Below are 12,730 nucleotides of genomic sequence, written 5' to 3' on the forward strand. Positions count from 1 at the left end.
ACAGCATGACGACAGATGTAACCGTAAAATCGCTGGCAGCAGAGATTCAGACTCCGGTTGATCGCCTGGTACAGCAGTTTGCTGATGCAGGGATCAACAAGTCCGAGTCGGACTCTGTGACCCAGCAAGAAAAAGAAACATTGCTGGCGCACCTGAACCGTGAACACGGCAGTGCGCCGGGTAAACTCACTTTGCAGCGCAAAACGCGCAGCACCTTGAATATTCCGAGCACCGGCGGTAAAAGTAAATCGGTGCAAATCGAGGTCCGCAAGAAACGCACTTATGTAAATCGCGATACGCAGGAAGCCCAGCAGGCTGAAGCGGCAGAGCAGGCACAGCGTGAAGCGGAAGAGCAGGCACGGCGCGAAGCGGAAGAGCTAGCGAAACGCGAAGCAGAAGCGAAGCGCGCAGCCGAAGAGCAAGCCAAACGTGAGGCCGCGGAGATTGCTAAGCGTAATTCAGCGGAAAAAGAAAAAGTGACCAATCAACATACCGACGAAATGACCAAGCCAGCTCAGGCAGAAAAAGCACGCCGTGAAGCCGAAGCCGCTGAACTGAAACGTAAAGCGGAAGAGGAAGTGCGCCGTAAGGTTGAAGAGGAAGCCAAGCGCGTGGCGGAAGAAGCCCGCCGCATGGCCGAAGAGAACGGTGAGAAATGGGCCGAAGCTGAAGCAGCAAGCGCTGCGGTAGAAACCGCCGATTACCACGTGACCACCTCTCAGCACGCCCGTGCAGCCGAAGACGAAAACGACGCCAAGGTTGAAGGCGAGCGCCGCAGCCGCACCCGCGGCGGTAAAGCCACCAAGCAGAAAAAAGGCAACAAGCTTTCCGAGTCTAAAGCGGACCGTGAAGAAGCGCGCGCCGTTACCCGTGGCGGTAAAGGCAAGCGTAAGCCAAGCAGCCTGCAGCAGGGCTTCAACAAGCCGGCTCAGGTGGTTAACCGTGACGTTATTATCGGCGAAACCATCACCGTGGCCGAACTGGCCAACAAGATGGCGGTGAAAGGCTCTCAGGTCATCAAAGCGATGATGAAGCTGGGCGCAATGGCCACCATCAACCAGGTCATCGACCAGGAAACCGCACAGCTGGTTGCCGAAGAGATGGGCCACAAGGTTATCCTGCGTCGTGAGAACGAGCTGGAAGAAGCGCTGATGAGCGATCGCGACACCGGTGCCGCCGCAGAGCCGCGCGCGCCGGTCGTGACCATCATGGGCCACGTTGACCACGGTAAAACCTCTCTGCTGGACTACATCCGCTCCACCAAGGTGGCGGCGGGCGAAGCCGGCGGCATTACCCAGCACATCGGCGCCTACCACGTAGAAACCGACAACGGCATGATCACCTTCCTGGATACCCCAGGCCACGCCGCCTTTACCTCCATGCGTGCCCGCGGTGCTCAGGCGACCGACATCGTGGTTCTGGTGGTGGCGGCGGACGACGGCGTGATGCCGCAAACCATCGAAGCTATCCAGCACGCGAAAGCGGCGCAGGTGCCATTGGTGGTTGCCGTTAACAAAATCGACAAGCCGGAAGCCGATCCGGACCGCGTTAAGCAGGAACTGTCTCAGTACGGCGTCATGCCGGAAGAGTGGGGCGGCGAAGCGCAGTTCGTTCACGTATCCGCGAAAGCCGGTACCGGTATCGACGAACTGCTGAACGCTATCCTGCTGCAGGCCGAAGTTCTCGAACTGAAAGCGGTGCGCAGCGGCATGGCCAGCGGCGTGGTGATCGAATCCTTCCTGGATAAGGGCCGTGGTCCGGTCGCTACCGTTCTGGTTCAGGAAGGTACGCTGAACAAGGGCGACATCGTGCTGTGCGGCTTCGAATACGGCCGCGTGCGTGCGATGCGTGACGAACTGGGTCGCGAAGTGACCTCCGCCGGTCCTTCTATCCCTGTGGAAATCCTGGGCCTGTCCAGCGTTCCCGCCGCGGGCGACGAAGCGACCGTGGTGCGTGACGAGAAGAAAGCGCGTGAAGTTGCGCTGTATCGTCAAGGCAAGTTCCGCGAAGTCAAACTGGCGCGTCAGCAGAAATCCAAGCTGGAAAACATGTTCGCCAACATGACCGACGGCGAAGTTTCCGAGCTGAACATCGTACTGAAGTCCGACGTACAGGGTTCTTGCGAAGCGATTTGCGATTCACTGCTGAAACTCTCCACCGACGAAGTGAAGGTGAAGATTGTGGGTTCCGGCGTAGGCGGCATCACCGAAACCGACGCCACCCTGGCGGCAGCGTCCAACGCCATCATCCTGGGCTTCAACGTCCGTGCCGACGCTTCTGCGCGCCGCGTGATTGAAGCGGAAAGCCTGGATCTGCGTTATTACTCCGTGATCTATAACCTGATCGACGAAGTGAAGCAGGCGATGAGCGGCATGCTGGCACCTGAGTACAAACAGCAGATTATCGGCCTGGCCGAAGTGCGCGACGTGTTCAAATCACCGAAGTTCGGCGCCATCGCAGGCTGTATGGTTACCGAAGGGACGATCAAACGTCACAACCCAATCCGCGTTCTGCGCGACAACGTGGTTATCTATGAAGGCGAGCTGGAATCCCTGCGTCGCTTCAAAGATGACGTCAACGAAGTCCGTAACGGCATGGAATGTGGTATCGGCGTCAAGAACTACAACGACGTGCGCGTCGGCGACATGATCGAAGTGTTCGAAATCATTGAGATTCAACGCACCATCGCTTAACGATTGCACATCTGCTTAAATCTGTTTACGGGGGGCCTTTGTGCCCCCCGATTTGTCTGGAGAATCCAAAATGGCAAAAGAATTCAGCCGCGGCCAACGCGTGGCGCAAGAGATGCAGAAAGAGATTGCGATCATTCTGCAGCGTGAAGTCAAAGATCCGCGCATCGGCATGGCCACCGTTTCCGGCGTCGAAGTGTCCCGCGACCTGGCGTACGCCAAGGTTTACGTCACCTTCCTGAACGTGCTGACCGAAAATCACGATCCGGATCTGGTGACCAACGGCATCAAAGCGCTGCAGGACGCCGCCGGCTATATCCGCACGCTGCTGGGCAAGGCCATGCGCCTGCGCGTGGTGCCTGAGCTGACCTTCGCCTACGACAACTCCCTGGTGGAGGGCATGCGCATGTCCAACCTGGTGACCAACGTCGTGAAGAACGACGCCGAGCGCCGTTCCGCATCAGGCGATGACGAGGAGGCTTAATGAGTCGCCCTCGCCGCCGCGGCCGTGATATCCACGGCGTACTGCTGTTGGACAAACCGCAGGGCCTGTCGTCCAACGACGCCCTGCAAAAAGTGAAGCGCCTGTATAACGCCAACCGCGCGGGCCATACCGGTGCGCTCGATCCGCTGGCGACCGGCATGCTGCCGATCTGCCTGGGCGAGGCAACCAAGTTCTCGCAGTTCCTGCTCGACTCCGACAAACGCTATCGGGTGATCGCCAGGCTGGGCCAGCGCACCGATACCTCGGACGCCGACGGCCAGATTGTGCAGGAGCGCCCGGTAAACTTCACCCAGGCGCAGCTCGATGCGGCGCTGGACAGCTTCCGCGGCGATATCCGGCAGGTGCCTTCGATGTACTCGGCGCTGAAGTATCAGGGCAAGAAGCTCTACGAGTATGCGCGCCAGGGCATCGAAGTGCCGCGTGAAGCGCGCAGCATCACCGTTTACGAACTGCAGTTCATCCGCTGGGAAGGGGACGAACTGGAGCTGGAAATTCACTGCTCGAAAGGCACCTACATCCGCACCATCACCGACGATCTCGGCGAGCTGTTGGGCTGCGGCGCGCATGTGATTTACCTGCGCCGTCTGCAGGTGGCGACCTATCCCATAAAGCGCATGGTGACGCTGGAGCAATTGAACGCGTTGCTGGAGCAGGCGCAAGCGCAGGAAACTGCGCCGGGCGAACTGCTCGATCCGCTGCTGATGCCGATGGACAGTCCGGTTGAGAATTATCCGGAAGTGAACCTGTTGCCGGTGGTGGCGGGTTACGTCAAGCAGGGGCAGCCGGTGCAGGTTGCCGGCGCGCCGGCCTCGGGTATGGTGCGCATCACCGAAGGCGAAGAGCGCAAATTCATCGGCGTAGGCGACATCGCCGACGACGGTCGCGTGGCGCCGCGCCGCCTGGTGGTCGAGCATTTCGACTGAGGGAAGGCACACGCGCTGCCTTGCGATCGCACTGCGCTGAGAGTAGAATGGCGCAGCTTATGCATTGGGTTGCTGAATTAGAGATCGGCGCCTGTTTTTATTATCTATAATCTGGAGTATTACAATGTCTCTAAGTGTTGAAGCTAAAGCTCAAATCGTAGCTGATTTCGGTCGTGGTACTAACGACAGCGGTTCTACCGAAGTTCAGGTTGCCCTGCTGACTGCGCAGATCAACCATCTGCAAGGCCACTTCTCCGAGCACAAAAAAGATCACCACAGCCGTCGTGGTCTGCTGCGTATGGTTTCTCAGCGTCGTAAGCTGCTGGACTACCTGAAGCGTAAAGATGTAGCACGTTACACCAGCCTGATCGAGCGTCTGGGTCTGCGTCGCTAATCTAGCAAGTTTCAGTGGAAAGGGGCCTATTTTGGCCCCTTTCTTCTAGGAAGCATAAGCAAATCAGGTTAATGTATTACTGATGTTTCCAAACAGGTTCTTCCGTTACAGAGGTTCGCGCGGCTAATGAGAGGCTTTGTCTCAGGCTTGAGATAAGGATTGTCATTAGTCGCGAGGATGTAGTGAGAAGGCAAATCGAGTCACTGGCGTGTCGAGTCGTCAATACGATTGCGCGCCGTTAATCAAGGATATAATTTTGCTGACACCGATCATTCGCAAATTCCAATATGGCCAGCACACCGTCACCATCGAGACCGGTATGATGGCGCGTCAGGCCACCGCCGCCGTTATGGTGAGCATGGACGACACCGCCGTTTTCGTTACCGTGGTTGGCCAGAAAAAAGCCAAACCGGGCCAGAGCTTCTTCCCGCTGACCGTTAACTACCAGGAGCGTACCTACGCTGCCGGCCGTATCCCGGGCAGTTTCTTCCGTCGTGAAGGCCGCCCGAGCGAAGGCGAAACCCTGACTTCCCGTCTGATCGACCGTCCGATCCGTCCTCTGTTCCCGGACAGCTTCCTGAACGAAGTTCAGGTGATCGCGACCGTGGTTTCCGTTAACCCGCAGGTTAACCCGGACATCGTTGCGATGATCGGCGCCTCTGCAGCCCTGAGCCTGTCCGGTATTCCGTTCAACGGCCCAATCGGCGCAGCGCGCGTAGGTTACATCAACGACCAGTACGTACTGAACCCAACCACCGACGAGCTGAAAACCAGCAGCCTGGACCTGGTGGTTGCCGGTACCGCCGGCGCGGTGCTGATGGTTGAATCCGAAGCCGACGTGCTGAGCGAAGATCAGATGCTGGGCGCCGTGGTGTTTGGCCACGAGCAGCAGCAGATCGTGATCGAGAACATCAACTCCCTGGTGGCCGAAGCCGGCAAACCTAAGTGGGACTGGCAGGCGCCTGCGGTCAACGAAGCGCTGCACGCGCGCGTGGCCGAGCTGGCCGAAGCTCGCTTGGGCGACGCTTATCACATCACCGAGAAACAAGAGCGTTACGCTCAGGTAGATGCGATCAAGGACAGCGTGGTCGAGACCCTGCTGGCGCAGGACGAAACGCTGGACGCGTCTGAAATTCAGGACATCCTGGGCAGCGTAGAGAAAAACGTGGTGCGTAGCCGCGTACTGCGCGGCGAGCCGCGCATCGACGGCCGCGAAAAAGACATGATCCGCGGCCTGGACGTGCGCACCGGCGTACTGCCGCGCACCCACGGTTCCGCACTGTTCACCCGCGGCGAAACTCAGGCGCTGGTTACCGCGACCCTGGGCACCGCGCGTGACGCGCAGAACCTGGACGAGCTGATGGGCGAAAAGACCGACAGCTTCCTGTTCCACTACAACTTCCCTCCGTACTCCGTGGGCGAAACCGGCATGGTCGGTTCACCTAAGCGTCGTGAAATCGGTCACGGTCGCCTGGCGAAACGCGGCGTATTGGCTATGATGCCTAAACCGGAAGATTTCCCGTACACGGTGCGCGTGGTTTCCGAAATCACCGAGTCCAACGGTTCTTCTTCCATGGCTTCGGTCTGCGGCGCCTCTCTGGCGCTGATGGACGCGGGCGTGCCAATCAAGGCCGCCGTTGCGGGTATCGCGATGGGCCTGGTGAAAGAAGACGACAACTTTGTGGTTCTGTCCGACATTCTGGGTGACGAAGATCACCTGGGCGATATGGACTTCAAAGTGGCCGGTAGCCGCGACGGTATCACCGCGCTGCAGATGGACATTAAAATTGAAGGCATCACCCGCGAAATCATGCAGGTGGCACTGAACCAGGCCAAGGGCGCGCGTCTGCACATCCTGGGCGTGATGGAACAGGCTATCAGCACCCCGCGCGGCGATATCTCTCAGTTCGCACCGCGCATTCACACTATCCGCATCAACCCGGATAAGATCAAAGACGTGATCGGTAAAGGCGGCTCGGTGATCCGTGCGCTGACCGAAGAGACTGGCACTACCATCGAGATCGAAGATGATGGTACAGTTAAAATCGCTGCGACCGACGGTGAGAAAGCGAAATTCGCTATCCGTCGTATCGAAGAGATCACTGCGGAGATCGAAGTTGGCCGCATTTACCAGGGTAAAGTGACCCGCATCGTTGATTTCGGCGCGTTCGTCGCTATCGGCGGGGGTAAAGAAGGCCTGGTGCACATCTCTCAAATCGCCGACAAGCGCGTTGAGAAAGTGACCGACTATCTGCAGATGGGTCAGGAAGTGCCGGTTAAGGTACTGGAAGTTGACCGTCAGGGCCGCGTGCGTCTGAGCATCAAAGAAGCGACGGCGCCGGAAGCGGGTTCGCCTGCGCCTGAAGCAGAATAACTGTATAGATAGTTTTACAGCTCCCCGCCATGGGGTTGGGAGCTGTTCGTATCGCGCGGGTAGGATGCTTGCGTATTAGCAAACGGATGGCAGGACGTTCATCCAATGTTTGTCTTCGGGAGTGGGAAATGAAGCCTTTCTTGCGCTGGTGTTACGTTGCGACAGCACTCATGCTGGCAGGATGCAGCAACCATGATTGGCGTAAAGACGAAGTTTTGGCGATCCCGTTGCAGCCTACGTTGCAGCAGGAAGTGATCCTGGCGCGCATGGAACAAATACTTGCCAGCCGGGCACTGACGGACGATGAGCGTGCGCAGCTTTTATATGAGCGCGGTGTGCTGTATGATAGCCTTGGGTTACGTGCACTGGCGCGCAATGATTTCTCGCAAGCGCTGGCGATACGTCCTGATATGCCGGAAGTTTTCAACTACCTGGGCATTTACTTAACGCAGGCAGGCAATTTTGATGCTGCCTATGAAGCGTTTGATTCTGTACTAGAGCTTGATCCAACTTACAATTACGCGCGTTTAAACCGGGGCATCGCACTGTACTATGGCGGCCGCTTCCCGTTGGCGCAGGATGATCTGCAGGCGTTTTATCAAGACGACCCAAACGATCCCTTCCGTTCGTTGTGGCTGTATCTTGTGGAGCGAGAAATCGATCCCAAGAAGGCTGACGTAGCGCTCAAGCAGCGTTATGACAAAGCGGACAGAGGGCAATGGGGATGGAATATTGTCGAATTCTACCTGGGCAACATTAGCGAGAAAACGCTGATGGAACGCCTCAAGGCAGATGCAACGGATAACACTTCGCTCGCTGAGCATCTCAGTGAAACTGACTTCTATTTAGGTAAACACTACCTGAGTCTGGGGGACAAGGACACCGCTTCGGCGCTGTTCAAACTGACGGTTGCTAACAACGTACATAACTTCGTTGAGCACCGCTATGCATTGTTGGAATTGGCGCTTTTGGGCCAAGAGCAAGACGACCTATCGGAATCGGACCAGCAATAGCTGACGAACACCTCTACCCAATAGATTTCAAGTTGCGGCAAGGCGGCAATCGAACGAATCCCTGGGAGCTTAGTTCACTAAGTGACGAGGATGAGGGAGAGCAGCCAACGCAGCGGCAGCTTGGAAGATGAAGGGTAATCAGCCTGATCGACATTGGTTTTACAGCCAAAGTTATCGCCTTCACGGGCGAGGGCTTTTTTGTTCGTTTTATAATCTAATTTGAGCCGGTTCACACTTTTCAATGAAAATGACTGAAAATTTTCTCGACGAGTTATGTAGACTGGCTGCCATTATTAATGAGGCACGTGTACATGACTACTGAGTTTGAAACCTCTTTTGCTGACCTGGGGCTGTCTGCTCCAATCATTTCCGCCCTGACCGATCTGGGCTATGAAAAACCATCACCGATCCAGGCTGAGTGTATTCCTCACCTGTTGAACGGCCGCGACGTGCTGGGCATGGCACAGACCGGTAGTGGTAAAACCGCAGCGTTCTCGCTGCCGCTGCTGCATAACCTGCAGGCAGACCTGAAAGCGCCTCAGATCCTGGTGCTGGCGCCGACCCGCGAACTGGCGGTTCAGGTTGCCGAAGCAATGACCGATTTCTCCAAACACATGCATGGCGTAAACGTCGTGGCCCTGTACGGCGGCCAGCGTTATGACGTGCAGCTGCGCGCCCTGCGTCAGGGCCCGCAAATCGTGGTGGGTACCCCAGGCCGTCTGCTGGACCACCTGAAACGCGGCACCCTGAACCTCTCTAACCTGAGCGGCCTGGTGCTGGATGAAGCCGACGAAATGCTGCGCATGGGCTTTATCGAAGACGTAGAAACCATCATGGCTGAGATCCCGGCTGAACATCAGACCGCGCTGTTCTCCGCCACCATGCCGGAAGCGATCCGTCGCATTACCCGCCGCTTTATGAAAGAGCCGCAGGAAGTGCGCATCCAATCCAGCATCACCACCCGCCCAGACATCAGCCAGAGCTACTGGACTGCGCAAGGCATGCGCAAGAACGAAGCGCTGGTGCGTTTCCTGGAAGCGGAAGACTTTGACGCGGCGATCATCTTCGTGCGCACCAAAAACGCGACCCTGGAAGTGGCCGAAGCGCTGGAACGCAGCGGTTACAGCAGCGCCGCGCTGAACGGCGACATGAACCAGGCGCTGCGTGAGCAGACTCTGGAGCGCCTGAAAGACGGTCGTCTGGACATCCTGATCGCCACCGACGTTGCGGCGCGTGGTCTGGACGTTGAGCGCATCAGCCTGGTTGTGAACTACGACATCCCGATGGATTCCGAGTCTTACGTTCACCGTATCGGCCGTACCGGCCGTGCCGGTCGTGCCGGCCGCGCGCTGCTGTTCGTGGAAAACCGCGAACGCCGCCTGCTGCGCAACATCGAACGCACCATGAAGCTGACCATTCCGGAAGTCGAGCTGCCAAACGCAGAGCTGCTGGGTCAGCGTCGTCTGGCCAAGTTCGCCGCGAAAGTACAGCAGCAGCTGGAAAGCAGCGATCTGGACATGTACCGTGCGCTGCTGGCTAAACTGCAGCCGGAAGAAGAGCTGGAAATGGAAACCCTGGCCGCAGCGCTGCTGAAAATGGCCCAGGGCGAACGCCCTCTGATCCTGCCGCCGGATCCGGTGTTCAAACCGCGTCAGCGCCGTGAGTTCAACGATCGTGACGATCGCGGCAACGACCGTCGTCGCGATGCGCGTCCAGACAGCCGTGACGGTGACCGCCCGCGTCGTGAACGTCGCGACGTCGGCGAAATGCAGCTGTACCGCATCGAAGTGGGCCGTGATGACGGCGTGGAAGTTCGTCATATCGTTGGCGCTATCGCTAACGAAGGCGACATCAGCAGCCGTTACATCGGTAACATCAAGCTGTTCGCTTCCCACTCCACCATCGAGCTGCCGAAAGGCATGCCGGGCGAGATCCTGAATCACTTCACTCGCACCCGCATCCTGAACAAGCCGATGAACATGCAACTGCTGGGCGATGCACAGCCGCACGAACGTCGTGAGCGTCGTGAAGGCGGCGCCGGCGAGCGCCGTGGCAACGGTCGTCCTTTCAACGGCGAACGCCGTGAAGGCGCAGGCGCTCCGCGTCGTTCTTTCGGTGAACGTCGCGAAGGCGGCAACGCCGGCGGCGAGCGCCGTGGCGGCAACTTCAATCGTGACGGCAAGCCGGCTCCGCGTCGTGATGACTCAGCGCCAACGGCTCCACGTCGCCGTTTCGGTGATGCATAATCGCTGATTTGACCCTTCGCGGTCAGTCGCACTGAAAACCAGCCTTCGGGCTGGTTTTTTTATGCCTGAAATTTACCGTCAAACGACGTTGAATGGCGTATTATTCATAAGGTTTTTTCTTATGGATGATATGCACGGGAGATGCCATGAGTTGGCAGCAATTTAAATCTCAATACCTGGTGCGCTTTTGGGCACCGTTACCGGCGGTGATCGCCGCCGGGATCCTCTCTACCTACTACTTCGGCATGACCGGCACCTTCTGGGCGGTGACCGGCGAATTCACCCGCTGGGGCGGCCACGTATTGCAGTGGTTCGGCCTGCACCCCGAGCAGTGGGGGTATTTCAAGGTTATCGGTCTGGCAGGCACGCCGCTTGAGCGCATCGACGGCCGGATGATTATCGGCATGTTCGCCGGCTGCATCGCCGCCGCGCTGTGGGCCAACAACATCAAGCTGCGCCAGCCGCAGCATCGCATCCGCATCGTGCAGGCGCTGCTGGGCGGCATTATCGCCGGTTTTGGCGCCCGCCTGGCGATGGGCTGCAACCTGGCGGCCTTCTTCACCGGTATCCCGCAGTTCTCGCTGCACGCCTGGTTCTTCGCGCTGGCGACCGCCGCAGGCTCCTATTTTGGCGCCAAATTCACCCTGCTGCCGATGTTCCGCATTCCGGTCAGGCTGCAAAAGGTGAAGGCCGCCGCGCCGCTGACGCAAAAGCCGGCGCAGGCGCGCCGGCGCTTCCGTCTCGGCATGGCGATTTTCGCTCTGGCGGTGGCCTGGTCGCTGTGGACGCTGTTCGATGCGCCCAAGCTGGGCATCGCCATGCTGTTCGGCATCGGCTTTGGCCTGTTGATTGAGCGCGCGCAGATTTGTTTCACCTCGGCGTTCCGCGATTTGTGGATCACCGGCCGCACCCACATGGCGAAGGCGATCATCATCGGCATGGCGGTCAGCGCCGTCGGCATCTTCAGCTACGTGCAGCTCGGCGTCGCGCCGAAAATCATGTGGGCCGGGCCGAACGCGGTGCTGGGCGGCCTGCTGTTCGGTTTCGGCATCGTGCTGGCCGGCGGTTGCGAGACCGGCTGGATGTACCGGGCGGTAGAAGGCCAGGTGCATTACTGGTGGGTGGGGCTGGGCAACATCATCGGCGCCACGCTGCTGGCCTATTACTGGGACGATCTGGCCCCGGCGTTGGCCACCGATTATGACAAGGTCAACCTGCTGGACACCTTCGGCCCGATCGGCGGCCTGTTGGTGACCTACCTGCTGCTGGCGTTGGCCTTTGCCGCCATGCTGTGGTGGGAGAAACGCTTTTTCCGCGCCAAACCTGCGGCGCAGGTGGTCAATTTAAGGAGCATGCCATGAAAGCGACGGCGATAGTGCCGGATTACCGGCTGGATATGCTGGGCGAGCCCTGCCCATACCCGGCGGTGGCGACCCTGGAGGCGATGCCGCAGCTGAAGCCGGGCGAGATCCTCGAGGTGATCAGCGATTGCCCGCAGTCGATCAACAACATCCCGCTCGACGCGCGCAATCACGGCTACAAGGTGCTGGATATCCAGCAGGACGGCCCGACCATCCGCTACCTGATCCAGCGCTGAGCGCCGGGTTACTCTGCGCCGCCGGTCAACTGATGCAGGCGGCGCTCGCTCGGCTCATCCGCCGGCACATACACCAGCATGCGGTCGCCGTTGCGCGGCGCCGACCACCAGTTGTTCTGCCGCAGGTTCATCACCCCCACCGACGGATGTCGGAAGCACTTGACGTTGTTGTCGATGCTGCGCACCTCGTGCCGCTCCCAGAGGGTGCGGAAATCCTCCGAGACCGCCAGATAGCGCGCCAGCTGTTGCTCCCAGAGCGGATCGCCCAAATGCTCGGCCATCTGCGCGCGGAACAGCGCCACCATTTTCGGCATCACTTCGTCCCAGTCCAATTGGCTGGCGCGCCACTGCTCGTGGGTAAACGCCAGATAGATGCAGTTGCGATCCTCCGGCGGCAGCTCGGCCAGATCGACGCCCATCAGCAGGCAATAGGCTCGGTTGAAGCCCAGAATATCGAAGCGGGCGTTGGAGATAATCGCCGGCAGCGGATCGAGCTGGTCGAGAATTTTTTGCCCGTATATCGACAGCTGCTCGCAGCCCTCGTTTTGCGGCGTCGCCGGCAGGCTTTGCCCCGCCAGCCGGAACAGGTGGTGAGTCTCCGCTTCGTTGCACTGCAGCGCATTGGCGATGGCGGTCAGGGTTTTCGGCGAGGCCTGGATCGGCCGCCCCTGTTCCAGCCAGGTGTACCAGGTGATGCCGACGTCGGCCAACTGCGCCACTTCTTCACGGCGCAGGCCGGGCGTGCGGCGCTGGCGCATGCGCGGCAGGCCGAGCCGATTGGGGTCCAGGCTCTCGCGGCGCGTGCGCAGAAAAGCGCCCAGCAGCTTGCGGTTGTCGGCGTGAGCGGTGGCGGAAAGGCGGGTAGTTACGGGCATAAACAGTTTACTCCTGCAACGAGACCGGTAGTTTTTATACCATGATAACCAAGAACTGGTACCCGTTTGATTTAAGGGTGATGCTAATCACATTCCTGGGTTAACACAATGGT

Annotated in this window: 11 protein-coding genes; 10 read left to right on the forward strand and 1 reads right to left on the reverse strand. The window is 58.9% G+C overall.

Annotated elements, in window-relative coordinates; genetic code table 11:
* Positions 1-5 precede the first annotated feature (5 nt).
* The 10 genes from infB (at position 6) to yedF (ending at position 11,742) form a co-directional block, all read left to right on the forward strand.
* Positions 6-2,693, forward strand: a complete 2,688-nt coding sequence (gene infB, locus CKW09_RS02580) for a translation initiation factor IF-2 (RefSeq protein WP_061799864.1) — start codon at positions 6-8, stop codon at positions 2,691-2,693.
* Between the two features lie 70 nt (positions 2,694-2,763).
* A complete protein-coding gene (rbfA, locus tag CKW09_RS02585; protein WP_061799862.1) occupies positions 2,764-3,174 on the forward strand; it encodes a 30S ribosome-binding factor RbfA in 411 nt (136 codons plus the stop codon).
* Entirely contained in the window at positions 3,174-4,118 is a 945-nt protein-coding gene (truB, locus tag CKW09_RS02590) for a tRNA pseudouridine(55) synthase TruB (RefSeq protein ID WP_061799860.1), read from the forward strand. Before rbfA ends, truB begins: the two co-directional genes overlap by 1 nt.
* A 124-nt stretch (positions 4,119-4,242) precedes the next feature.
* Positions 4,243-4,512, forward strand: coding sequence for a 30S ribosomal protein S15 (gene rpsO, locus CKW09_RS02595; RefSeq protein WP_004933502.1), 270 nt, complete (start codon positions 4,243-4,245; stop codon positions 4,510-4,512).
* 256 nt (positions 4,513-4,768) lie between these two features.
* Positions 4,769-6,886: a polyribonucleotide nucleotidyltransferase gene (gene pnp, locus CKW09_RS02600; RefSeq protein WP_061799858.1), complete on the forward strand. Its 2,118-nt coding sequence runs from the start codon at positions 4,769-4,771 to the stop codon at positions 6,884-6,886.
* A gap of 128 nt (positions 6,887-7,014) precedes the next feature.
* The gene (nlpI, locus tag CKW09_RS02605; protein WP_061799855.1) at positions 7,015-7,899 is read left to right on the forward strand and encodes a lipoprotein NlpI; all 885 of its coding nucleotides are present in this window, start codon (positions 7,015-7,017) and stop codon (positions 7,897-7,899) included.
* A 247-nt stretch (positions 7,900-8,146) separates the two neighbouring features.
* Positions 8,147-8,221, forward strand: a complete 75-nt coding sequence (gene yrbN / locus CKW09_RS24980; RefSeq protein ID WP_223499600.1) for a protein YrbN — start codon at positions 8,147-8,149, stop codon at positions 8,219-8,221.
* Positions 8,211-10,145 carry a DEAD/DEAH family ATP-dependent RNA helicase gene (locus tag CKW09_RS02610; RefSeq protein ID WP_095095444.1) on the forward strand — a complete coding sequence of 645 codons (1,935 nt, stop codon included), beginning with the start codon at positions 8,211-8,213 and terminating at the stop codon, positions 10,143-10,145. The genes yrbN and CKW09_RS02610 overlap by 11 nt, the downstream gene beginning before the upstream one ends.
* A 146-nt stretch (positions 10,146-10,291) precedes the next feature.
* A complete protein-coding gene (gene yedE / locus CKW09_RS02615) occupies positions 10,292-11,506 on the forward strand; it encodes a selenium metabolism membrane protein YedE/FdhT (RefSeq protein WP_061799851.1) in 1,215 nt (404 codons plus the stop codon).
* A complete protein-coding gene (yedF, locus tag CKW09_RS02620; protein ID WP_061799849.1) occupies positions 11,503-11,742 on the forward strand; it encodes a sulfurtransferase-like selenium metabolism protein YedF in 240 nt (79 codons plus the stop codon). The genes yedE and yedF overlap by 4 nt, the downstream gene beginning before the upstream one ends.
* A gap of 8 nt (positions 11,743-11,750) precedes the next feature.
* Here the strand turns inward: yedF and CKW09_RS02625 are convergent, their stop codons facing one another.
* Complete coding sequence (locus tag CKW09_RS02625) at positions 11,751-12,617, reverse strand: helix-turn-helix transcriptional regulator (protein ID WP_095095447.1); 867 nt, start codon at positions 12,615-12,617, stop codon at positions 11,751-11,753.
* Between the last annotated feature and the right edge of the window lie 113 nt (positions 12,618-12,730).

Source organism: Serratia ficaria, assembly GCF_900187015.1.
GTDB lineage: Bacteria > Pseudomonadota > Gammaproteobacteria > Enterobacterales > Enterobacteriaceae > Serratia > Serratia ficaria.